This is a genomic window from Ruegeria sp. AF2, from assembly GCF_056542025.1.
This window is the reverse complement of sequence record NZ_JBQFZC010000002.1, coordinates 28,422-52,402: the sequence shown is the minus strand read 5'-3', so window position 1 is coordinate 52,402 and position 23,981 is coordinate 28,422. Positions and strand designations below refer to the sequence as shown.

Genomic DNA, 23,981 nt, shown 5'->3' with positions numbered 1-23,981 from the left:
CCCCTACAGAAGTTCGCGAAGTTGCTTCATCAAGTCCGCCGTGACGCGAACACCATCCGCTTCGGCGGCAGCACGGTTCTTCAAGCGGCCATCTCCGGGAACGCGGGCATCCCCGTTACCTTCAATCTCAGCGCAGATGCGTTGGACATAGCCTTCAAATGCGGCATTCCCGAAACGCGCCGGATCAATCGCGATCAACGTTGAACCGCCCTTGATATTCAAGGCACCGTGCGCTTCGCGGTTGGCATTGTCCACGGACAATGTTCCACCGGCCAGTGCCGCGCCAAGAACTTCGATCAGGAAGGCGATCGCCGCGCCTTTGTGCTCGCCAAACGGCAACAGACTGCGGGTCTCCAAAATCGCGTTGGGATCGCTGGTTGGCTGACCGTTCGGGTCAAGCCCCGCAGGGCGTGGCAATTCGTGCCCTTCGGCCGCGGCCATCCGGATGTCCATCAGCGCAACCATTGACGAGGCCTGATCCCATACAACCGGCGCACGACCCGGTCGCGGGCAAGCAAAGGACATCGGATTGGTGCCAAAAACAGGGCGGGTGCCGCCTTGCGGCACCACCATCGAGAGCGAGTTCACAACACCTAGCGCTACCAGCCCAGCGTCCGCCAGCGGACCTGTATCGAAACGTAGTGCCCCCAGATGGTGGCAATTGGCACAAGTTAACGCGGCAATACCATTCGCGCGCGCCATTTCAATAAGCTCGTCTCGAGCTTTGGCGGCCACGATCTGGTAATAGCCATTGTCACCATCTCCGCGCAGAACCCCCGGTGCGATCCGTTCGACACTCGGGTCGGCCTCGGGATTGGCATATCCCGAAGAAAAGCTCTGCGCATAAACAGGTAACATCCTTAACCCATGGCTACGCGGGCCGTCGCGCTCGCTCATCCGCACAAGCCCGGCCAGAACCGTGCTGCCATGTTCATCCATGCCTGCAGCCACAAGGACAGATTTTGCCAATTCCTCTACTTCGTCGAGTGAGAGAGCGATCGTCGAGTTATCGGCCATGTGCCTAATCCTGTCGTTGGTTGAGGAAACGGGCACATAAGTGCCCGCTTGCAGATCTGTTTAGGCGCTGTATTCTACCCGCTTCTTAGCGACGAATTCATCCAACGCCCCGCGCTGATCGTCCGGCATTGGTGGCTGGACGTAGGTGTTCAGCATACGCTGCGCCTCTTCCGTGCCAACGGCTTCTGCGGTTTTCGCACCTTCTGCCTCCCACTGTTCAAAACTGTCATTGTTTTGCAAGTGGTTCATATGCATTGGGTTTTCGCGCGTGTGGTCAGTACCAAGGAAGTGCCCACCCGGTCCGATTTTGTCAATGTCGCCCAGCAACGTGTCCAGATTTTCCTCTTGCAGGCCGCTGAAGAAACGGTGGAAGTTCTCCAACTGCAACGCGTCCTGCACCCATTTTGAGTAGCTGACCCCAAGCGCGCCTTCTAGGAAGCCTGCCGAGTGTACGATGTAGTTTGCACCGCCCAGAAGCACCGGCCACATGGTGTTTGCGGTGTCGAACGCAGCCTGCATATCCGGGGATTTCGATCCGGTCCACATGGTACAGGTCCGCCATGGCACACCATAAAACCGTGCCATCTGACCCACCAGAAGGTTCATCAGCCCGGGTTCCGGAGAGCCCATCATCGGTGCACCTGTCTTCATCGAAACGCCCATGATTGCCACCCCCAGCACCATCGGGGCTCCGCGCCGGATGATCTGGCTGTAGGCCATACCGGCCAGAGATTCTGCAATCAGCAGCGCGACACCACCCTGCGGGCTTGCAGGTGTGCTCGCCCCGGCAAGAACAAAGGGCGACAGCAGGCAGGGCTGGTTGGCGGCGGCATAGACGCGTAGGCTCTGCAACATGGTCTCATCCCAGACCAACGGTGTGTTGCAGTTCAGCAGGGCTGCCATCACCACATTGTTGTCAACAAACTCCTCACCAAACACGATGCGAGTCATCTCTACCGAGTCCAACGCTGCCTGTTCGGATAGAACTGAACCCTTGATAGGTTTGTCGGTCAGCGTCAGTGCGGCATGAACCAGCTCCAGGTGGCGTTGCGGGACGGGTACGTCCTGCGGCTCGACCGGCAAAATACCCGGCACCATCATCGACTGACTCATCTGACTGAGTTTGAAGAAGTTATGCGCATCCTCCAGCATCGAAGGGCGGCGCACACCATCCAGACCATAGACAAATGGCGCGCCATACGCATTGGCAAAGACCGAATGCCGATTGCCCACCCGTAGCGAGCGTTCCGGGTTGCGCGCGGCATAGCCCCATTCCGAGGGAACGGCCGAGATCAGGTCCATAAGCATCTCGCGTCCGATGCGCACCCGCTCACCCTGAACATCCGCACCGTACTTCTTCCAATCCGCTAAGGCCACCGGATCGCGGAACTCAATCCCTGTGGTTTCAAGTATAGTCATGGCCGCGTTGTGGATTTTCTCAACGCCTTCAGGACCAAGCAGATCAATCGGGCCAACTTTGCGGTTCAGCGTCGACAAGTAGACTGGGGGCGGGTTGGTGCGAGCCTTGACCCGCGCGGCACGTCCACCGCCACGGCCCGAGCGTGCTTTGACTTCTGCCATCTCAAATCCTCCGGATCAGGCGCGCGCGCGGGCGCTGGTGGGATCAACGGCGCAGGTATCGATCACTTCGGCCTCGCGCATTTCATTGTGGATGAGCACCTGCATTTTGGTGCCGGGTGCCGTCATCTCGTGTGGAACCAGCGCCATCGCAATGTCGTGGTTGCAGTAATACGAGAACCCGCCCGAGGTGACGCGTCCGATCAGCTTGCCATCGGCATATACGCCTTCGTCAAACATCACCGAGGTGTCGCAGAACGGCAGCTTCAGTGTGACCAGTGTGTTGTATCCACCCTGCTCCTGCTGCTGTTGCAACGCGGCTTTGCCGATGAAATCACGTTCGGCCACCTGCCCGCCGATCTTCTCGGTCATTGCAACGAAACGGCCCAAATCGGCCTCATATGGGGTCAGGTCCTTGCAGATTTCGCGGTTGATTGCGCGATAGGATTTCTCAAGCCGCATCGACTCCAACGCTTCAAGCCCGAAAGGTTTCACACCCGATTTCAGCAGCAAATCAACGAGGTGGCGATTGTACCCGACCGGGTGGTGCAGTTCCCATCCCAACTCACCGGTGTAGGAGACGCGCAACAAGTGCACACCTTTGGCATAGCCCACCTCGCCCATCTGTGCCGACAGCCATGGGAATGCTTCGTTCGACAAATCATTATCGGTCAATGGTTGCAGGATGTCCCGTGCCTTGGGCCCAGCCAGTGCGATCACGCCCAGCTGTTCTGAGATATCCTCGATCACCACCGAGCCATCACCTGGCAGCACGCGCTGTAACTGATCCCAATTGTAGGCTCGCCAGTTCGGCGTCGATATCAGGTAGAAATCGTCGTCGGCATAGCGCACGATTGTGTACTCCGCATCCATGCCGCCCTTATCGTTCAACATCAGCGACAAGGTCATGCGGCCCACCTTGGGCAGCTTGTTGGCCATCAGGCTATCCAGCCATTTGGCTGCACCCGGTCCACGCACTGTGAACTTGGTCATCGGCGACATTTCGATGAAGCCAGCCTCTTCACGGGTGGTGCGCACCTCTTCCTGGACACGCTCCATATGGTTGGTGCGGCGGAAACTGTGTTCGGGGATCGCCTCTTCGGGCGATTTGGCAAACCAGCGAGGAAATTCGTAGCCGTTAAAGCTGGTCCAAACCGCGCCCTGAGCAGTCAAAAGATCATATGACCCCATGGTCTTCATCGGGCGCGCATCCGGAAAGTCCTCACCCGGAACATGCGCATCCATATGGGTGCCCCATGTCTCGCGCACCTTATCCATGGTCCAACGTTTTGAGGCGTAGTCCGAGAATCGACGCGGGTCGAGCTCCGACATATCCATGCCCGGATCGCCATCGACGATCCATTTGGCCAAACGGTTACCAACGGTGCCGCCCCAGAGGATGCCACCTGGCATGCCTTCGGCCAGCCAAAGGTTCTCATGCCCCGGTGCGGGTCCGGCCAGAGGCAGCTCGTCCGGGGTCATCTGGAACGGGCCACGGGTGTTGGCCTTGATCCCAACCTCACCCAAGGTTGGCACCCGTTCGATGGCGCGTTCCCATTGGGTTTCCACGGCATCAAAATCCTCGGGCAACAGATCGGCTCCGAACTCGGGCGGGACACGATCCTCGGCGAATAGTTTGAGGTCTTTGGTGAATTCATACGGCCCGAACTGGATCCCGCCCACATCTTCGCGCAGATAAGCGCCGTAGTCCTCATCCCGCAGGATTGGGAATTCGGGCAAGCCTTGCGCCCGGCGCTCTTTCAACAGCGGCACCGTCTCGGTCGTCCAATACTGGTGAACGATCGGGATACATGGCAGGTCCAGCCCCACGCGGCGCGCATTTTCGCGGGCGTAGTTGCCGGTGGCAAAGATCAGATGCTCGCAGGTGATCTCACCCTGATTGGTGGTCACTTTCCAGTGGCCATTGTCCAGCTTCTCATAAGCCTGCGCTTCGGTGTTCTGGTATACCTTGGCGCCGGCATCCCGCGCGAGCTTGGCCAGCGCCATGGTAATGTCGGCGGGATTCACATAGCCGTCTTCCGTGTGCAGAATACCACCCCGAATATCTGGACTTTGGTTCAGCAAGGGATGAATCTCGGCAATCTCCTCCGGCGTCAGCAGTTGGCAGGGCACGCCCGCAGCTTCGGCAATCGAGATATAGGACTGGAACTCATCCCAGCGCTTTTCGGTATTGGCGACCCGCAGCTGTCCTACCTTACGCAGTCCGACCGAACTGCCCATCTTCTCTTCCACCTCGGTATAGATGCGGATGGTTTCCATCGTCATCTTCGACACGTTGTGCGACCGCACAAAGGTTACTAGCAAACCAGCCGCATGCCACGTCGAACCCGAGGTCAGTGTGGTGCGTTCCAGCATAACGGCATCAGAGCATCCATGTTCGGTCAGCCCATATAGAATTGACGCCCCGACGCATCCACCACCGACAACCACGACTTTTGCATGTGACTGCATACTGCAACTCCTTCAACTTGTGCACGACCAACCGGGGGTCGCATTGCATGACGAAAGATCGATATGAACACCAAGGGTCTTGAGGGCCTTTGATACATCCATTGATCATGTCTCAAACGGTTGTGGCGAATTTTCACCGTGAACCGCTGGCGGGCAATTGCAAAAAGATTCACTTTGAATAAGATCAGCTAAGCCTGATCTTCGGATAGTGCTTATATAATATTGGATTTACAAACCATCACAGGTCAAATCACCTTGCTCAACAGGCCCTACGATCTTCCACCTGTAAGTTCGCTTATCAGCTTTGAGGCTGCTGCGCGGCATGTAAGCTTCAAGACCGCCGCAGAAGAGCTGAACGTCACGCCGGCCGCAATCAGCCATCAGGTCAAAGCGCTGGAGAACGAGCTGCAATGCGCGCTGTTTCTGCGCCATCATCGCGGCGTGGAACTTACTGAAAGCGGTGCTTATCTTCTTGTTGCCCTTCAACGTGGTCTGGAAGGCATCAGCGAAGCCCTTGGGCAGTTGCGGCGTCAATATGACAGAAAAGGTGTAACGATCCGCTCAACCACGGCAGTCAGTTCACTTTGGCTCACCCCGCGCCTTGCGCAGTTCTGGAAGCAATACGGACATGTTTCCGTGACGCAGGTCGTGACTGACCTCGGCATCGACACGTCAAAATGCGACCTAAGTATCCATTACGGCGATTCCAGCCGCGAAACGGGCATCTTCAAGACACTATTTCACGACAAGATCATGGCGCTTTGCAGCCCAAGGTTTGCGCAACAGAATCCCATCAAACGTGTTGAAGATATTGCCAGGGTCCCCCTAATTCATCTCGACGCTCCGGATACCGGCTGGACCGACTGGCGTGCCTGGACCCAGAAACTCGGCTATGAAGGCCCCCTGAATTCCGCGCATCGGGTCAACAATTACACGATCGCGCTTCAGGCCGCGCAGGACGATATGGGCGCGGTGCTGGGATGGGAGGGACTGACCTCGGAGCTGACCGCATCCGGAAAACTGGTCAGACTGTTGCCGCAAACCATCTCATCGCAACTGGATTTCTACGTGAAACTACACAACACCTCATCCGACCGCGCCAAGCTTGTGTTCAAGTGGCTCGGCCAAGCGGCTGACGGAAAGGTATAAACTCGGCTCAGACCTGATCAGGACGAAATATCTTGTGAGCGAAGATCGAGGGCCTTACCGTTGATTTCTCGCAGTCCTGAATAAAAGCAAGAATACAAACACCGATCCGATTGAAGTTGTGACGATCCCCACCGGCAATTCCTGCGGAGCCAGCAGAAGCCTGCTGAGAATGTCAGAGCCGGTCAACAAGGCAGCACCAACCATAGCGGCGGTAGGTAGAAGGTTTTTGTGCAGCGGACCAGCGATCCCGCGTGCAATATGCGGCACCATCAGACCGACAAAACCAATCACCCCGGCTACGGAAACAAACACGGCCGTTGCCAACGCTGCGGTGAAAAACATGCTGAACCGCAGACCCCGAACCGGCACACCCAGAGTAGCGGCAGTCAAATCCCCGGTCAGCAGCGCATCCAACCAGCGGCTGCGATAAAGCGAATAGCTCAGGATCAGCAGCAGACCGATGCACACCAGCGGGAACGTCTCCCAACGGGCCAGGCCCAGCCCCCCCAGCATCCAGAAGATGACAGAATGGGCGGCGCGGCTATCGCCGGCGAAAATCAGATAGTTGGTGATGGCCGAAAACAAAAACGACACAGCCAGACCCGCAAGGATCAGCTTCTCCGGTGCGCTGGTGCGAAGCCCATGAACCAGCGCCAGCACGATGCCCGACGCCACAAGACCGCCGCAAAAGGCAGCCAGCGGCAGAGTCCAGAAACCCAGAATATCTCCGGTCACGGTAATTACAAACACCGCCCCCGCTGCCGCGCCCGAGGACAGGCCGAACAGAAATGGATCGGCAAGGTCATTACGTGTGGTCGTTTGCAGCACCACGCCAACGATGCCCAGCCCGGCACCGATCACGGCTGCAAACAACGCGCGGGGCAATCGCAGGTCGAATACGATCCTATGCAGCGGTGACATCTCTGCGTCCTGCAACCCGGTACCGCGCAATATCGCGGTGAAGGTGTCGGACAAAGGAATCGAGGTTGTGCCGTAGATCGTGGAAATCAGCAAAAGGGCGGTCAGAACGACCGCCCCCAGCAACAACGTCAGGCCCAGTCGGCCCATATTAGCTCTGACCCGGATGCATCGCGCGCGCCATCTTCGAGATCGCTTCGATATTTGCCGGTCCCGGCGTCAGCTCTTCGTAGCGCAATCCGATCCAGCGTTCGTTCTTGACGGCATCAGTCTGCGACATGACGGGATGCTCCTGCAGGAACTTGAAAGTGTCCTCGGCACCATTGCCGGTCTGATAATCCAACAAAACCAGGAATTCCGGGTTCGATGCGGCAACGGCCTCCCACGAAGTGCGGCCCCAGCTCGTGTCCATGTCATGAGTGACGTTTTCACCACCGGCGGCTGTGATCATCGCATCGGGAATCGCGAATTTACCGGCGGTAAACGGAGCATCTGCAGGACCATCCAGAAGAAAGACGCGGGGCCTGGGCAGTTCAGCAGTCTTGGCTTCGATCGCTGCCAGCTGCTCTTTCCAGCCCGAGACCAGAGCTTCGGCCTTGTCTTCGACTTGCATCACCTTGCCCAAGCGCAACACATCGCCAAACAGAAGATCCATGCTGGCTTCGGGGCGATCCTTGTCCAGATGCACACAGCTTTCGGTTAGAACCAAGGTCTTGATTCCGAACGGTTCCAATGTATCTGGGGTCACATCACCACCCGGCTTCATGCCATAGTACCAACCTGCAAAGAACAGGTCGGGTTCAACCGCCACCAGGTTTTCGACGGTCGGATATTTCGGCGCAAGCTCGGGGATGTCGCCGCGCAGGGCATCAAAATCAGGGCTGGTCTTGTACCAGCCGGTGATGCCGGTCAGGCCGACGATCTTGTCCTGCAGACCCAATGCAAAGGCCATATCGGTCATGTTCATGTCATGCACAACCAGGCGCTCGGGCGCGGTATCAAAAACCAGCGGTTCGCCGCAGTTGTCTACGGTGACTTCTTGCGCAGCAGCACCGCTTGCCATGGCGGTGGCCAACGCCACGGGCCAGATGTATTTCATCTCAGTGTGTTCCTTCGACTAAGTTGAGACTGTGGTTCTTCGAATATCAAGCGCCGGGATCACGCGGCCTTCGTGGAGAAAGCAGAGGAAATCAACGCCAAAAGTTTCGCGGACTCTTTCGGGTGTCAGCACCTTGTCCACCGACCCAAACTCGATCATGCGGGTCGATTTCATCAGCGCCACGTGTGTGGCGAATTCGGGGATCATGACCAGATCGTGTACGATCATGACCACGGTGATCCCAAGCTCGGCGACCAAAGACAGCATCCGCCCTTTTGCATCAGGATCCAGATGGTTGGTCGGTTCGTCCAGAAACAGCAACGAAGGGTTTTGCGCCAAAGCGCGCGCGATATGGGCACGCTGACGTTCGCCTCCGGACAGTTGGGCCATGCGCTTGTCCGCGAGATTGGCGAGACCGGTCAGGTCTAAAATCCGGTCCAGCTCTTGCGCGTGGCCTTCGGCAGAGCGGTCCGCACGGATGGGTATTTGCCCCAGCGCAACATAATCGCGTAACGCCAAGCGTCCATCGGGCAGTTCCTGCTGACCTACCACTGCAATCATGCGCGCACGCTCTTTGGCAGAGAGCTGTTTCAGACTGCGTCCTTTGATCCGAACATCGCCAAGTGCCAGCGGCTCAGCGCCGCACAACAGATTGAGAAGCGTCGTTTTCCCCGCCCCGTTCGGGCCGGCGATGGCTAGAATGGAACCCTCGTCCAACTCGAACGAGACGCCCTGCAACAGCACATCTCCGTTAAGGGCATAATACTCAAGGTTTTCGGCAATCAGAAAGGGTCGCAACGTCATTGCGATGCCCCCTGTTCGATCCGCGGCATGCGCGAGAGGGTTTTATTGAACAACGCCTGCGGGCGATCAGTGGCATTTGTCCAGCCATCCGGGCTTTCACGATAATGCGCTGCAAACTCAGCCAGCGCCTGCACCTCATCCGCGGTCTGAATGCCACCAAAAAGGTATTGCGCCTTTCCTACGGCCTGGAACCCAACCGTTCTGGGACTATCGCAGCCTGCCATGCAAGACGACGCGCGGATCGCAAAACTGCGATGTAATTTCCCGGTCAACGCATCGCAAATTTCATCAAGGGGCAGCCCTTCAGTGCAGCTTTCGCAGACTAGAATGAAATGATCAGGCGTATCTGGCATGGTCCACTCCACTTGTTTCCAAGCGCATGCGGAAGCTGCCGACAATGTAAACACGCAATTGACGCGCCATCAAAGCCTCCTTCCAGGACGCCCCGCCCCGGGTTGGTTAAACATCTGATGGCAGGTCTCCTGACTTGCGGGTCCGCGCTCGGCCAACCTTCCCGACCCTGTGGACCAGTGGCTGTTTGGCCTTGCTCACCGCTTACAGTTGCGGGGGCAGTTACGGAATTGGCACCTTTTGGCAAACCTCACCGTATTCCCTTTTCATCCCGCGGCAACACCACCGGGAACCATCAATCGATTGAGTGCCCGAGAACACCGGACACGTCAATGATAAAGTCGAAGGCGCTCAACTCTGGTCGAGGATCGAGCGCCGCCAACCACGTGTCCGAAGCACCAGCCGAATAGCTTGGGCTGCGCGCCGAATTTGTCTGGCCACGGCTGTCCATAGTTGGTGTGTTTGGAAATTAGACAATCTGAGGTAAGCTGAACAAATTTAGAGGTTTAGCTTTGTCAGCGCCTTACCCCTGTTTGATCATTGCCTGGGTTTATCCAAGGAGACGGTTCTTTGACGCATGTTTCGCAAAACGCATTGCCGCCGGATATTGTTGATGATGTCATTGACCACAATCTCGAGGCCGTTGCACGGTGGAAAGGCCATCGCTTAAGGGCTCAGCATGGGCGCAGTCACGGGTGCGTGGCTGCAACATTCACCGTCAGAAACGATCTACCAGAACAGTTCCGTCACGGCCTGTTTGAACAGCCCGCTGCCTATTCAGCCGCACTTCGCTTTTCCAACGGCGCGCATCTGGATGACCGGAAATCGGATGCCCACGGGATGGCGATCAAGCTTTTTGACGTGCCAGGCCCCAAGCTGATCGACGCCGAGGCACTTGCGCATCTGGGGACCACACAACTCAGCGACGAGTTCGATTTCGTATTGGTCGATCAGGATGTGTTTCCCAGCTACGTCCCCGATGAATATGAGCGATTGGGCAGGCTTGTCGCCACATTACAAGCGGTCCAGCACGCGATCAAAGGGCGACGAAAATGGAGCCTTAGGTTGATCACCAAAGGGCTGCGCGCAGGATTTCGCACCTTCCTCACTCGTGAAGGCAAGCGTCAGTTTCGCGTCGCGAGTGATTTTGCCTCGAACTATATGCACTCGCCTTTTGAGGTCCATTTCTGGTCGACAACACCGTATCGGCTGGGCCCCGATCTAACAGTCCGATACCTGGCCCGCAGCGCTAAACCAAAAATTCCGGCACATCCGGTAGACGATCCAGATGGGATCGGGCAGTGTTTGCGGCAAGACGTGGCCGATGGAGATAATCACTTCGAGCTGTGTGTGATTGAGCCCCCGCGCCCGGCCGACGAATTCGATGTGCTAGACAATCGCATCCGGTGGGCATGCGATCCGCAACCAGATGCACCTCTTGATCCGTACCATCATACCGTCACGCCCGTGGCGGATATCACGATTCCCAAAGGTGCAGAATTTGATCCGCAGAATGGCGACGCGATGAGCTTCTCGCCCTGGCGTGTCACGGCAGATCACGAACCTTTAGGACCGATTAATGCGATCCGGCTCAGAACCTATCTGAGCCTGGCCCGCGCCCGGTTCCCGAATCGATGACCAAACGGAGATGTATTGATGCTGGACGTTGATGATCTGATCAAACTCGGATTCAAGATCTCCCCACCCGTTACGAGCTATTTGGCCGCGATCAGGCTTGCAAACGCCGCGAAGATCCACCGACCGCGGCCCTATACAATGGGCGCAGACTACACGACATGGCCCGGCGTGTTTTCCCATCGCTGGATCGGTCGGCATACGACGCCAGAAGACCTCTCACCCGTCCTGCCGTCGGAAAGCGAAGTTGCTGATCTCTTTCGCCGACGGACACAATTGGATGGCAGCCCGCTTACCTTGATGTGCCCGCAAGGATCGACACTTTTGTTTATCTCGGCCGCACAATGGTTTACCGACAGTTTCCTTCGCACCTTTGGGGCGAAAGGACCGGTTGATCAGACGGATTCGAACCACGAGGTCGATCTGTGCCAAATCTACGGGCTGAACGATTTTCAGACCGACATGCTGCGCGAACGCGATCCCGATACCAATGAATTAACCCACCGGTTGGCCTTTCGTCTGGATACACAAGGCGAGATGTGGGCCCCGAAGCTGTTTCAAAAGAACCAATCCGGTGGTGTTAAGCTTGCGCCCCCCTTTGATGGCAGTCTTGCCACTGGCGAGAATTACGGAAAGCCCCTGCACGATCCATGCAAGCTGTGGAATGCGGTGAAACGGGCGCATCCGGGTCTCAGCGATCACGCGATTGACCAGCTACTGCTCGATTTTCATGCAACCGGGCTCGATAATGGCAATGGTACCATAGGTTATATCGCGATCAATACACTGATGTTGCGCGCCCATAACACCTTTGCCGACCTGTTGTGGCGCGAAAAGCGCGGCATTTCGGGCTGGGATAAAGAGCGTGTGTTCCAGACTACACGCTGCACCTTGATCGCATTGCTGATCAAGCTTGTGCTTGAGGATTACATCGCCCACATCGCCAATATGCCATTCAAACTGCCCGTTGGCGTCAATCGCTGGCAGCCCTGGCATCACTCCAACCAGATCGCGATTGAGTTCAATCTGCTCTACCGCTGGCATTCGATGATCCCCGAACGGTTCATAATCGACGGCGCACAGGTTGGCCCAGAAGGCTTCAGGTTCAATCCACGACTGGTCGAACAAACGGGCTTGGCGGAAATGATCCGATCTTTGTCGCGCCAACCTGCGGCCCGCATGTCGCTGCGCAACACGCCCGATTTCCTGTTCCAAAGGCCTGCGCCCGGTGCTCCTGCCCCTGTCGAAGCTACAATTGCCCTGACGCGTAAGGCCCGTCTTCCGTCGCTGAACACTTATCGTCATCATTTCTGCCGCAAACCGCATTCAAGCTTTACTGAGATGGTTGGTGATCAGCCGTTTGCGGACGAATTGATTGCCGACCTGAGCCGGCTCTATTGCGACGTCAATAGGGTCGAGTTGTTCCCTGGTCTCTTTGCGGAACAGCACAAGGGCGATGTGATCATGGGCGATCTGATGACATCGATGGTGGCGTATGACGCGATCACGCAGCTTATGAACAACCCGATGGTGTCCAAAAACTTGTACTCAGCTGAGACTTTTTCAGAGAAAGGTTTTCAGTTGTTGAAGAAAACTTCGTCATTCTCGCAGGTGGCGCGTTTTGTTGGCTTGGACCTGCAACCCGAAGACTGCACTTTAGGTCGACGTCCCGGCGGGACCTAAGACGCGACCGCGCGCTCTTCCAGCTCAGTAATCCGCGCGGCAACTTCCGTATCGGCTGGCCGGATGCAGGCAAGATCACTCAGCGCGCGCAATTCATACAGCGCCGCGCCCTGATTATTTGCCACGGCTATAGCTTCACGCAAAGCCGCCTCAGCCGCGTCGAACGGACCACCTTGTTCCAGTAGAAGAGCCGCCTTTATCCGGTAGATTTCAGCTTCATAGTTCCGCTCGTCAGTGTTTTCTGCACATGTCAGGCCAGCCTCCACCGCATCCAACCCTTTCTGAATCTCACCCAGAGCAAGATAGCCCCTTGCGAGTTCGGTGTTGACGAGCACGCCAGCCGCCTCGGCACCCGTTGCGTGCATCCTTCCCCAAGCGGCCTGCAGCATGGCCACGCCCTCTGTGGCCTCGCCGGTTCTGATGGCAGCCCCAGCAAGATGGGCCGTCGCAACAGCTTGGTAATAAGGGCCGCCCTTGTCCTGAACAGCCGCGCTCAGCGCCTTGGCCATGCGCGCATAATCCGGGTGGTCCATCTGCATGTGGATTTCGGTCAACCAATGCATTGCATTTGCGATGATCAAGGGCTGGCCCGACGCCATCGCGGCGTCAACTGCCCGCTTGGCTTTGGCGAGTGCCACTTCAGTTTTGCCCTGAAAGCTGTCGACCAGCGCGCTCATACTCTCGATTTGTATCACGGCTGCAATATCGGGGCTGTTTCCAGCTTCGGCGCGATGCGCATCCGCATGAGACGCCGCTTGTTCTAGAGCTGCTGCCGCATCCTGAAACCGACCGCGCGGGGATAGCGCGGCCCCACAGATGTAGTTTCCAACCATTCGGGTGTGGTGATCGTCATACGCATCGATGATCGCTTGCCCCAATTGCTCGGCGTTCTGGTAATCACCTTTGACCATTGCAGCGGTAAACAGACCCCTGCCCGCGCGCACAAGAGTACGCCTGTCGCCCAGCTTTTCAGCCAGTTCAAAACTGCGCCCAAAGGCATCGATTGCGGGCTTGGCACCATAACCGACATGCACGCGCTCGGCAGCGGCCAGAAGGAATTGCAAGTTCAATTCAGCTTTATCGCGTTGGTCTGCGGGCAACTCGTCCAACAGCCGCAATCCGTTTCGGGCATGCTGAGCCCCTTCGCGATTTGCGTGCCGCCTCAGGTTCAGCCGCGCGGCCTCCGACCAGGCGGCCACCGCCTTCGTTGTTTCACCGGCCAGTTCCCAGTGCCGCGCTATTTGTTCAGGCTGTCGGGCGGCTTCCGGTTGGGCGGCAAGGGCCTCTGCCGTGCGTCGGTGCAAATGAATGCGACGGTCCCGCACAAGGCTTTGATATGCCGCCTCACGCACCAATTCATGGCGGAACCGCCAGATCATTTCTGCGTCGTCATTCGCGCCGGGCAGATGTTGCAATATACCCGTGGCGGCGAGCCCAAAGATCGCGTCTTCGGACTCGTCTTCAGTCAGTTCACTGATCTGAGCCAGCAAAGGTGCCCCAAAGGCACCACCTATAACAGCGGCCTCGATCGCGGCACGTCGGAGTTCTCCGACCTCGTCCACCTGTTGCGCCAGGAGGTCATGCAACGTGGCGGGAATGTTGTCCACGATACGTTCAGGCGACGCAGCGATGGCGGCAGAGCACTCCTTGATGAAAAGGGGCACGCCATTGCCCCGCGCCAAAATCTGCGCCGTAGTGCGGTCGTCAAGGCGCTCACCCGAGGCCGCCTTGGCCAGTTCTGACGATGTCGCATCATCGAGCGGTGGAAGCGACAATTGCTCAAGAGACGGTATGCTCTCTTTGATCGCTGATGGCGCCGGCATCCGCGAAACCATCAACATCAGGACGGGAAGTGATGTCAGATGCTCGGCCACGTCGCGCAGCACCGAAAGGGTCGATGGGTCGACCCATTGCATATCCTCAACCACGACAAGCACCGGCCCCTCTCGGCTGAGTTTTTGGTAGACGCGGATGAATATGTCACTCAGTTGCGCGCGCAGTTCGTCCTCACTGGTCGTCCCGCTGTCGCCAGGGCCCGGGGCAAGAATGAAATACAGCGTGCGAAGTTGCGCGTCGTCCAGAATATCGCTCAGATGTTCTGACAACCGGTTGCGACGCGCGGCAATATCGTCCTGATTGTGGATGCCGCACCACCGTTCGACCTGTGATATGAAGGGAAAGAACGGTGTGCTGACATGGAACGGGCTGCAGTGATAGGTCACCCATGCCTGCGGCCCGACCGACGAACGCAGATCACGGATCAGGTGCGATTTGCCAATCCCTGCCTCACCCAAAATGTGAATCACCCGCCCTCTTCCGGCTTCCACATCTTTCCACGCGCGGCGGAGTTGTCCGCGTTCGGCTTTGCGGCCAAGCAACGGGGTGCGGTTATGGCGGCGTGCCTGATCCTTGCCTTCACCGGTCAATCGATAAACTGGAACAGGCCGGTCGAACCCCGCGAGGTTCTGAACGCCTTGCGGCTCGAACTCCATTTGTTCGGCCCCAAGCGCTCGTGTTGCCGCAGAAACCATTGTTCCACCGGGGGTCGCCAACGACTGAAGACGTGCCGCAAGATTTAGCGTCGATCCAAAAATCGCGTCCGGCTGAATATTGGTCCCAAGCGCGATGTCCCCGACAAGAACTACGCCGGATGCGATCCCAATCCGGCACCTGAGATCGAGCGGACCCGCCATTGCGGGCAGATCAGTATGGATGCGCAGCGCAGCGCGTAGAGCGCGCTCGGCATTATTTTCAGACGCAGCAGGCCAACCAAAGGCGACGAGGATACCGTCGCCCACGATCTGCAGCACCCTGCCCCCGAACTCAACGGCAATTTGTTCGACCAGTTTATGATAACGTAATGTCGTAGACAGCAAATCTTCGGGCTCAAGCATTTGAGCCAATACCGTGGACTCGACAAGATCCACCATCATGACAGTCAGATGGCGGTGCTCCATCGCGCCAAGATCAGTTTCCGGGCCGGTGGGGTGCAGCACCATCAGCGCGCTCCGCGACCGGCGCTCATGCGGCGTGGAGGTTTAAGGCCAACGCCTTCCCCGGAACCCAATAACGAGAACATGCCCCCCATCGCGAAGCCTTAAAATAATTAACAGATTGCTCGCACCGCCGCTCGACACCACGAAAACTGATTGTGAGACTATATGAAGCTTCGCATTCTGGCTATGCCCAACGCCTGCTGAAGCGAAGAAGTGCCTGATATTACATGTAGGATTGAGAATGCGCGCCAGCGGTCGAACGAATGCCATCGTCGAAAATCCGATCTGGCAACGAATCTTGATCGCAACACGCCGTTCTTCGCCGAGACCAGATAGCCAGTTCAACGCAAGCCACGAACAGCACTTGAACAATTCACCACAACAAGCATATTCGGTCGCCAAGAGACAGTCTGATGATTTTGCCCTATCGCCCGCAACACCTCAGAAGTGCCGAGCTGTTGTCGAAAGCAAGCCGGCAATGCCTAGGCGGTTGTAATTATCGAGCCCCAAAAGCTCTTAGTTCAGCGGTTGAAAGAGACCAGGAAATGCGCCATTGGCGAAACCCAAAAGAAGGAATTCGATAAATGCGCATTGCGATGATTGGCACCGGATATGTCGGTTTGGTGTCTGGGGTTTGCTTTTCGGACTTTGGCCATGATGTGATTTGCGTCGATAAATCCGATCGCAAGATCAAGATGCTTCAGAGTGGAGAGGTGCCGATTTACGAGCCGGGCCTTGATGTGCTCATGGCCAAGAACGTGGCTGCTGGCCGCCTGACCTTTACCACCGACCTGGCCGCTGCGGTCGACGGCGCGGACGCGGTGTTCATCGCGGTGGGCACACCTACGAGACGCGGGGACGGGCACGCTGATCTGACTTATGTGATGGCCGCCGCCGAAGAAATCGCTCATGCCATCACCGGCTATACGGTTGTCGTAACCAAATCGACTGTCCCGGTCGGCACCAACCGCAAGGTTCATGAAGTTGTCTCGGGTGCAAATCCGAAGGCGGAATTCGACGTCGCATCAAACCCCGAATTCCTGCGCGAGGGCGCTGCAATTGATGATTTTATGCGCCCGGATCGTGTTGTCGTAGGGGTCGAAAGCGAACGAGCGGCGGATGTCATGGCCGAGATTTACCGCCCGCTTTATCTGCGTGACTTTCCGATCCTGACCACTGATCTAGAAAGCGCCGAGATGATCAAATACGCGGCGAACGCATTCCTGGCGACCAAAATCACGTTCATCAATGAAATCGCCGGTCTTTGCGAGCGGGCAGGCGGCGACGTCAAAGAGGTGGCGCGCGGTATTGGTCTGGATGGGCGGATCGGCAACAAGTTTCTGCACGCAGGCCCTGGCTATGGCGGCTCGTGTTTTCCGAAAGACACCGCTGCACTTGCCCGGATCGGACAGGATTTTGCCCACCCGATGCAGATCACCGAAACCGTCATTCGTGTAAACGATGAGGTCAAGAAGCGGATGATCGAGAAGATCCGGGATGCCTGCGATGACAGCTTCAATGGCAAGACCGTGGCGGTTCTGGGTGTGACTTTCAAGCCCAACACCGATGACATGCGCGACGCACCTTCCCTGACCATCGTTCCCGCCCTGATCGGTGGCGGTGCCCAGGTCCGCGTTGTCGATCCGCAAGGCCGTGCCGAGGGGGAAGCGCTGCTTCCTGGCGTCGAGTGGATGGATGATCCCTACGCCGCGGCCAAAGATGCGGACGTTGTTGTCTTGCTGACAGAATGGAACGAGTTCCGCGCCCTGAACCTGAGCGAGCTGGCAGAGACTATGAGATCCCCCCGAATGGTCGACTTGCGTAATATCTACTCGTCCACGATGGTTCTGGGATCGGGATTTGAAACCTATGTCGGCGTCGGGGTTGGGGATCAGCGTTAGGGCTGGCACCGCCAATGCCTCTGGCCCAAATCAGCTGGTTGTGGCAGCCGTCTGATACAGTCGGCGCATGATCAGCGGCGTCAGATACATCGGTATCTGATAGGCCCCGATGAACACCATGATCGGCGCGGTTACTTCAGGTGGCAGTGCCACGAAGAATATCGCGATGTTCCGGTTTCCGGCGATCAGAGACACCGCCGTAGTCTCGGCACCGGGCATTCGAGTTCGTGTGAATTGGAATGAGACAACCTGAGCCCCAAAGTTGATCAGACAGGCAAACGCGATCCAGAACAGCGCGAAACGTGGGTCCACAAGTGCGGTTGCGCTCAATGATGGCATCAGGCCAACAACGAAAACGGACAGAGTAATCGTTGCCGCACCTTCCACGTTCAAAAGCGTAGACTTTGAAGGTTGGCGCAGCACCGTGCGGCGCAATATGACAGCCGCGAGAATTGCTATTGTGATGGTAAGAAAAAGCCGAAGCGCGGTCATCAGGACCGCCCTGAGATCACCCAATTCCGGCATCAGCCAAAAGATCGGTAACGCGGTCAGTGGCAAAACAGCCGTTCCAACCACGACTAGTCGCATCGCCGGTTCCGCAGAATAGCCCATCATCAGGCACATATTGGGGCTGCCGGATATTGATGGGGCTGCAGCCATGACAAGCAATGCCAAAAAAACTGGCGAACCGGTCCATCCGCAGGCAATTCCAATCCCAACGACAGACAACGGCAAAACCAATTGAAAGGCGGTAATCGTTCCCGCAACTTTTCGCAGGTCAACCAGCGAACCCACAATGGCCCCCGGCTGCATTCGCAGCAGCGTCAAAAACAGCAGGAGCATGACCAAGGGCGGCAATAGAGGCCGCATCGGTGCGGCCAGCCCCGGCAGCAGAAGGCCTGCGGCAAGGCCCGATACCAACACATATGGGCCGTGACGCGCCGCGAGGTGAAGCGGGTTCAACGGCGTCTACCCACCGGGGCTTTGACGCAGGTTTTCGGGCAGCCACGTCGCCAACTCGGGGAACCAGATCAGAACGAACACCATCAGCACCATGATCAGGAACATCGGGATCGCAGCGCGGGCGATATAGCTCATCTCATGATTGGTCATGCCCTGCATCACGAACAGGTTGAATCCGATTGGCGGCGTAATCTGCGCCATCTCGACAACAACCACGATAAAGATCCCGAACCAGATAAGGTCGATTCCGGCGTCACGGATCATTGGCTCGACAACGGCCATGGTCAGAACGACCGAGGAAATCCCATCAAGGAAGCAACCCAGAATGACATAGAAAACAAGCAGAACCATCAGCAGTTCGAACCGTGTCAGTTCCCACCCGGCGATCAAATCCGCAAGCCCGCGCGGCAGGCCGGTAAAGCCCATCGACAGAGACAGGAATGCAGCACCTGCAAGGATCAACGCGATCATGGCGCTGGTGCGGGTCGCACCCATAAGGCTTTCGGTGAACGTCTTCCAATTCAGTGACCCCTGCCCTGCAGCCAGCAACAGGCCTCCGATCACGCCAAAGGCTGCGGCCTCGGTCGCTGTGGCATAGCCCAGATACATGGACCCGATCACAACCATGATCAGCAGGATCACGGGTAATAAGAAGCGAGAATTTTTGACTTTCTCAGAGAAGGTCAGCTTGCCCTCATCATTCGGGTTCCAATCTTTCCCAATCTTGGAATAGATCGCAACATACCCCATGAACATCGCTGCCAGTACGAGACCGGGCAGGATGCCTGCAAAGAACAACTTGGTGATCGATTCATTAATTGTCACCCCGTAGACGATCAATGTCAGCGAGGGTGGGATCATAAGGCCCAGCGTGGCCGCGCCTGTCAGAGTACCGATGATCATACGCTCGGGGTAATTGCGTTTGCGCAGTTCCGGGATCGACATCTTACCAACGGTCGTCAGAGTCGCCGCCGATGAGCCAGAAACCGCAGCGAAGACCGTACAGCCTACGATATTCGTGTGAACCAGCCCTCCGGGCAAAGGCGCCATCCAAGGAGACAATCCTTTGAACATGTCCTCGGATAATCGCGTTCGATATAGGATTTCGCCCATCCAGATGAACATCGGCAAGGCAGTCAACGTCCAGGATGACGACGCAGACCAAATGGTCGTGATCATCACGTCTCCCACGGGGCGTGTTGTGAACAGCTCCATCCCGACCCAGGCAACGCCCATCAGGGCAAGCCCGACCCAGACACCGGTGCCCAGCAACGTGAAGAGAACAAAGAGGAAGAGGATGATGACGGATAGGTTTTCCATGCTCTTACTCTCCGTGGCTCTGATCGGCCAGATCACGGGTGATGCGGTGGTCACCTTTGAACAGGACGTGGAATAGGTGATCGGTCAGTGCGATGGCAAGAATGACGGCTCCAATCAGCATGGTGGATTGGGGTATCCAAAGGGCGGTTTTGTCCTGCCCCTGGCTTATGTCATTGAACTTCCAGCTCCAGTACACAAAGCGATAGGCGTACCAGCAGAAATACCACATGACGGCTGTACCGATGGCAAAGCACCAGATTTCAAGAATTCTACGAAAGCCATCGGGCACCGCATTCAACAGGATGGACACCCTGATATGACTGCCGCGATTAAGTGCGTTGGCAAAGGCCAGAAAGGATGCCGCGGCCATCGCATATCCGGCATAATCCGGCGCGCCGGGGAATACTTCGCCCGTCCAGCGGGCCAGCATCTGGACCACGATGAGCAATAGAATGGAAATCAGACTAAGCGCAGCCAAAACGCCCGCTGCCAGATACAAAAAATCCAGTACAGACCGAAGCCCACGTAATGCCGCCATGCCGTCCCCGCTTTTTTTATTGAGTGTGGAATGGGCGGCGGAGGTACCCGCCACCCGTTGCTCAGCCTTTACTGAGAGGAATTGAACGCATCGACGATGGCTTTGCCCTCGTCGCCAGCGGCTTCAAGCCATTCATTGGTCATGGTAACGCCAATCTCTTTCAGCTCATTCGTCATCTGCTCGGACGCGGGACCAACAGTCATGCCGCCGTCACGCAGACCCTGAAGCGTAAAGCCGGTATACTCTTTGGCGCGCCAATTACCGGCATACTCTGCCAATTCCGCACAGCCCTTGATGACATTCTTGTTGGCATCCGAGACACCTGCCCAGACGTCTGAGTTGACCATCACATAGTTGCGCGGTAGCCAGGCATCGACTTCGTAGAAATAGTTCAAGCTTTCCCAGACCTTACGGTCATACCCGGTGGAGCCAGACGATACCATGGAATCTGCCACACCGGTTGCAAAGGCCTGACTGATCTCAGCCGCCTCGATGGTAACGGGCAGCATCCCGGTCAGTTCGGCCAGGCGCGAGGTGGCGTTGTTGTAGGAGCGGAACTTGATCCCCTCCATATCCGCCACCGAGTTCACTTCGTTCTTGAAATAAAGCCCCTGCGGCGGCCACGGCACGGCGTAAAGCAAGGTCAGATTCTGCTCAGCCAACAGCTTTTCGATCGAAGGTTTGGCAGCGTCCCAAAGTTTGGCACTGTCATCGAATGACGTGGCCAGGAACGGGATGGAATCAAAGCCGAACAGAGCGTTTTCATTCTGGTGACCCGAAAGCAGGCGTTCACCAATCGGGGCTTGCCCGGTCTGGATTGCACGCTTGATGTCACCACCTTTGAACAGAGAACCGGACGGATGCGTGACAATTTCAATCTCCCCACCTGTTCCGGTGGTCACGCATTTGGCAAACTCCGCGCCTGTGGCCGAATGGAAGTTCGACGCCGAATAGGCCATCGGCATATCCCATTTCTCGGCCATCGCTGGCGCTGCTGCGGCCGCGGTCAGGGCGGTTGCTGTCAGAAGGCTTGTCAATTTTTTCATCATGTTTCTCCCTATGATGTTGAAGCGCCGGCGTTTTCCGCCAGTCATTTCTATGTTGCGAAACGCGAGGGTGCGTAAACGCTCATGTCTGTGTTCGGGGTTCTGCCGGAAATCATCTGGGCCAGAAGTCGTCCCGTTTTTGGCCCGCCTGTCAGACCAATATGATGGTGCCCAAATCCCATATACGCACCACTTATCCCTGGGGCTTCACCGATGATCGGGATCGAGTCTGTAGGTGCAGGGCGGTGCCCCATCCATTCCACTTCCTCCTTCCATGTCAAACCCGGGAAAGCCATCCGGGCGTTCTTGCGCATCAATTCGAACGGCGCGCGCGACGGCGGCGCGTCAAGACCACCAAATTCCACGATACCTGCCAGACGAATGCGGCCATCCATCGGCGTGGCAACAAACTTGCCCGAGACCACCATGACCGGACTGCGCGGCATGGCAGAAGGCTCCACCAATTCAAGATGATAGCCGCGTTCGGTTTCAAGGGGAACAGAAATGCCCAAACGCTTGGCCAAAGGCCCTGACCACACGCCCGCGGTTACAATTGCCGTATCACATGTGATGGTTTCGCCAGCGGCCCGTATACCGGTAACGCGACCGTTTTCCTGAACCACGTCATCGACCGCTGCACGGAGGATTGTGCCCCCATGTGCCTCAACATGGGCCGCCAGATCTTTGACATAACGGCCCGGGTCGGTGATATGGCCGTGATCCGATAGCTTCGCCGCAAATCCAATGTCTTCACTATAGACCGGATCATAGGCGTGAAAGGCAGGGCCTTCCAATTCGTCCCATGTGAATCCGTTCCTGCGCCGAATGTCCCAGCCAAACGCATCATCTTTGAAATGCGCGCGGTCGTTGTACAGGAACAGATAGTCAGAGGGCACGATCCACTTTTCAGCGCCCGTGCCCTCAGCCAGCGCTTTGTGGTCGTTCAGGCTATCGCCAACAATTGGCGTCAAAGCTGACGCGATGCATTCCACATCTGATGCATTCGCATGACTCAGATATTTTGTTAGCCAAGGAATCAGCTTTGGAAGATACCCCCATCTCAGAAACAACGGTTGTGACGGGCTGAGCAGCATTTTGGGCGCCTTCCGGAGCAGCCCTGGAACAGTCACCGGAACAATCGAGCATGACGCCAATACGCCCCCATTGCCGTGCGAGGTGCCCTCTCCCGGTCCGGCCTTGTCGATCAGGATTACCTCGTGACCATCCCGCTGCAGCCAGATTGCGGCTGAAACGCCAACAATCCCAGCGCCGATGATCGCTATGGTCTTCTTCTCGCTCATGCCCCCACCGCCTTGGCCACTGCATAATGCTCAAGCTTGGTTACATCAGGCCTGTTGCCGAGGCCGGGTGCGTCAGGGACTACAACTTCGCCGCTGCTTACTTGGAAGGGGCTTTCAAGAATGTCCTCTTTCAGGAAGTAGGAGGCTTGATAGAATTCGCAGCCCAACGTTATCTCAGGTGTTGCAGCAATCATATGTGTGCCCGCCAGATGCGCCAATCCGGCCTCGAACATATCACCGCCATAGGCTGTCAGACCATGTGCTGCAGCGATACGGGCCACAGTCTGGCCTCGTGTCGGGCCACCGGATTTCATGATTTTCACTGAAACCCCGTCACAGATACCGTCACGCGCTGCCCGCTCCATGTCTTCGGGGCCAAAGACGCTCTCATCAGCCAGAAGTGGGACGTCAATCATCTGTCGCAACTTGCCCATCATGCTGAATTGATGAGCGCGGACAGGTTGCTCAATGAAATCCGGAGCGAATTGCGCAACATCGCGAACCTGAGCCGGTGCGTCCTCGATACTGAGCCCCTGATTGTAATCAACACGAACCCTGAAATCCGGATGGTTCTGCGCGAGATATTCCAACCGCATGATATCGAAGGCGTGATCCTTGAACCCGGTCTTGAGCTTTACAATCCGAACGCCATCGGCCTGCAATTGTGCCAGCAACTCAACATCCTGAGCAAAATCCGGGTTCGCAATTGAGCAACTGAGTGGAATGGTTCCCCGGCACTTCCCGCCCAGCAGAGACCAAACAGGAACCTTGCTGATTCTGCCCGCAAGATCCAGCAAAGCAGTTTCCAATGCAGCCTTTGCCTCGGTGCAATGAGCCACGGCATAAGCTGCCTGTGCCATGATCGCTGAACGGTCGCCCACTCTGGCCCCAACCACAAGTGGGCGCAAATAGCGATCAAGGGCTGCATAAGTGGCCTCTGGGGTGCCCGTGAAGACAGACCAGGGAGAGGCCTCACCAAATCCTTCACTGCCGTCCTCGGATCTCAGCCGCAGGACGACGACTTCGCATGTTCCTTCGACGGACCCGATGCCATGATCACGGCGAGACGTCACGGGCAACTCAAGGTGCCAGAGATCATAGCCGATGATTTTCTGTGTCAGATCGCCCATTGCACCCCCTGCCAATGGCCGAAGCCTGCCTTGACGAGGATATCATTTCAAATACTATATTATCTAGAGGTCATCAGGAA

At 56.9% G+C, this 23,981-nt stretch carries 18 protein-coding genes and 1 riboswitch; of the genes, 4 read left to right on the top strand and 14 right to left on the bottom strand.

The features are described from left to right. Positions 1-3: 3 nt before the first annotated feature. Genes ACR0NM_RS08050 through ACR0NM_RS08040 form a run of 3 tightly spaced genes read right to left on the bottom strand, consistent with a single transcriptional unit; the run spans position 4 to position 5,067 of the window. Positions 4-1,017 carry an Ldh family oxidoreductase gene (locus tag ACR0NM_RS08050; protein ID WP_480614004.1) on the bottom strand — a complete coding sequence of 338 codons (1,014 nt, stop codon included), beginning with the start codon at positions 1,015-1,017 and terminating at the stop codon, positions 4-6. A 60-nt stretch (positions 1,018-1,077) separates the two neighbouring features. Then, a complete protein-coding gene (locus tag ACR0NM_RS08045) occupies positions 1,078-2,598 on the bottom strand; it encodes a trimethylamine methyltransferase family protein (protein WP_480614002.1) in 1,521 nt (506 codons plus the stop codon). 15 nt (positions 2,599-2,613) lie between these two features. Further along, positions 2,614-5,067, bottom strand: coding sequence for a GcvT family protein (locus ACR0NM_RS08040; RefSeq protein ID WP_170422564.1), 2,454 nt, complete (start codon positions 5,065-5,067; stop codon positions 2,614-2,616). Positions 5,068-5,322: 255 nt separating this feature from the next. On the opposite strand from ACR0NM_RS08040, the gene ACR0NM_RS08035 reads away from it, so the two are divergent. Further along, the gene (locus ACR0NM_RS08035) at positions 5,323-6,216 is read left to right on the top strand and encodes a LysR substrate-binding domain-containing protein (RefSeq protein WP_170393823.1); all 894 of its coding nucleotides are present in this window, start codon (positions 5,323-5,325) and stop codon (positions 6,214-6,216) included. 54 nt (positions 6,217-6,270) lie between these two features. Here ACR0NM_RS08035 and ACR0NM_RS08030 read toward each other — a convergent pair whose 3' ends face one another. The 4 genes from ACR0NM_RS08030 to ACR0NM_RS08015 are packed head-to-tail and all read right to left on the bottom strand — an operon-like array spanning position 6,271 to position 9,390. Continuing rightward, positions 6,271-7,284, bottom strand: coding sequence for a FecCD family ABC transporter permease (locus tag ACR0NM_RS08030; RefSeq protein ID WP_480614000.1), 1,014 nt, complete (start codon positions 7,282-7,284; stop codon positions 6,271-6,273). Position 7,285: 1 nt separating this feature from the next. Beyond that, positions 7,286-8,233, bottom strand: coding sequence for an ABC transporter substrate-binding protein (locus ACR0NM_RS08025; RefSeq protein WP_480613998.1), 948 nt, complete (start codon positions 8,231-8,233; stop codon positions 7,286-7,288). An 18-nt stretch (positions 8,234-8,251) separates the two neighbouring features. Next, positions 8,252-9,037, bottom strand: coding sequence for an ABC transporter ATP-binding protein (locus tag ACR0NM_RS08020; protein WP_480613996.1), 786 nt, complete (start codon positions 9,035-9,037; stop codon positions 8,252-8,254). Further along, positions 9,034-9,390 (bottom strand): DUF1636 family protein, encoded by a 357-nt coding sequence (locus ACR0NM_RS08015; RefSeq protein WP_480613994.1) that lies wholly within the window; start codon positions 9,388-9,390, stop codon positions 9,034-9,036. Before ACR0NM_RS08015 ends, ACR0NM_RS08020 begins: the two co-directional genes overlap by 4 nt. A gap of 102 nt (positions 9,391-9,492) precedes the next feature. Beyond that, a riboswitch (cobalamin riboswitch) is annotated at positions 9,493-9,700 on the bottom strand. Positions 9,701-9,958: 258 nt separating this feature from the next. Here ACR0NM_RS08015 and ACR0NM_RS08010 point away from each other — a divergent pair. After that, positions 9,959-11,026 (top strand): catalase family protein, encoded by a 1,068-nt coding sequence (locus tag ACR0NM_RS08010; protein WP_480613992.1) that lies wholly within the window; start codon positions 9,959-9,961, stop codon positions 11,024-11,026. An 18-nt stretch (positions 11,027-11,044) separates the two neighbouring features. Next, the gene (locus ACR0NM_RS08005; protein ID WP_480613990.1) at positions 11,045-12,706 is read left to right on the top strand and encodes a peroxidase family protein; all 1,662 of its coding nucleotides are present in this window, start codon (positions 11,045-11,047) and stop codon (positions 12,704-12,706) included. Here the strand turns inward: ACR0NM_RS08005 and ACR0NM_RS08000 are convergent. After that, entirely contained in the window at positions 12,703-15,705 is a 3,003-nt protein-coding gene (locus ACR0NM_RS08000) for an ATP-binding protein (RefSeq protein ID WP_480613988.1), read from the bottom strand. The two genes, ACR0NM_RS08005 and ACR0NM_RS08000, sit on opposite strands and share 4 nt — an antisense overlap. Before the next feature lie 581 nt (positions 15,706-16,286). Here ACR0NM_RS08000 and ACR0NM_RS07995 point away from each other — a divergent pair. Then, on the top strand, positions 16,287-17,603 hold the full coding sequence (locus ACR0NM_RS07995) for a UDP-glucose dehydrogenase family protein (RefSeq protein WP_480613986.1): 1,317 nt from the start codon (positions 16,287-16,289) through the stop codon (positions 17,601-17,603). Between the two features lie 30 nt (positions 17,604-17,633). Here ACR0NM_RS07995 and ACR0NM_RS07990 read toward each other — a convergent pair whose 3' ends face one another. The 6 genes from ACR0NM_RS07990 to ACR0NM_RS07965 form a co-directional block, all read right to left on the bottom strand. Next, the gene (locus ACR0NM_RS07990; protein WP_480613984.1) at positions 17,634-18,566 is read right to left on the bottom strand and encodes a hypothetical protein; all 933 of its coding nucleotides are present in this window, start codon (positions 18,564-18,566) and stop codon (positions 17,634-17,636) included. A gap of 6 nt (positions 18,567-18,572) precedes the next feature. After that, the gene (locus ACR0NM_RS07985) at positions 18,573-19,886 is read right to left on the bottom strand and encodes a TRAP transporter large permease subunit (RefSeq protein WP_170685753.1); all 1,314 of its coding nucleotides are present in this window, start codon (positions 19,884-19,886) and stop codon (positions 18,573-18,575) included. Between the two features lie 4 nt (positions 19,887-19,890). Beyond that, positions 19,891-20,424 carry a TRAP transporter small permease gene (locus tag ACR0NM_RS07980; RefSeq protein ID WP_480613981.1) on the bottom strand — a complete coding sequence of 178 codons (534 nt, stop codon included), beginning with the start codon at positions 20,422-20,424 and terminating at the stop codon, positions 19,891-19,893. A 68-nt stretch (positions 20,425-20,492) separates the two neighbouring features. After that, positions 20,493-21,470, bottom strand: a complete 978-nt coding sequence (locus tag ACR0NM_RS07975; RefSeq protein ID WP_170685755.1) for a TRAP transporter substrate-binding protein — start codon at positions 21,468-21,470, stop codon at positions 20,493-20,495. 50 nt (positions 21,471-21,520) lie between these two features. Next, on the bottom strand, positions 21,521-22,771 hold the full coding sequence (locus ACR0NM_RS07970; protein ID WP_480613979.1) for an NAD(P)/FAD-dependent oxidoreductase: 1,251 nt from the start codon (positions 22,769-22,771) through the stop codon (positions 21,521-21,523). Next, positions 22,768-23,901 (bottom strand): enolase C-terminal domain-like protein, encoded by a 1,134-nt coding sequence (locus tag ACR0NM_RS07965; RefSeq protein ID WP_480613977.1) that lies wholly within the window; start codon positions 23,899-23,901, stop codon positions 22,768-22,770. Before ACR0NM_RS07965 ends, ACR0NM_RS07970 begins: the two co-directional genes overlap by 4 nt. Positions 23,902-23,981 lie beyond the last annotated feature (80 nt).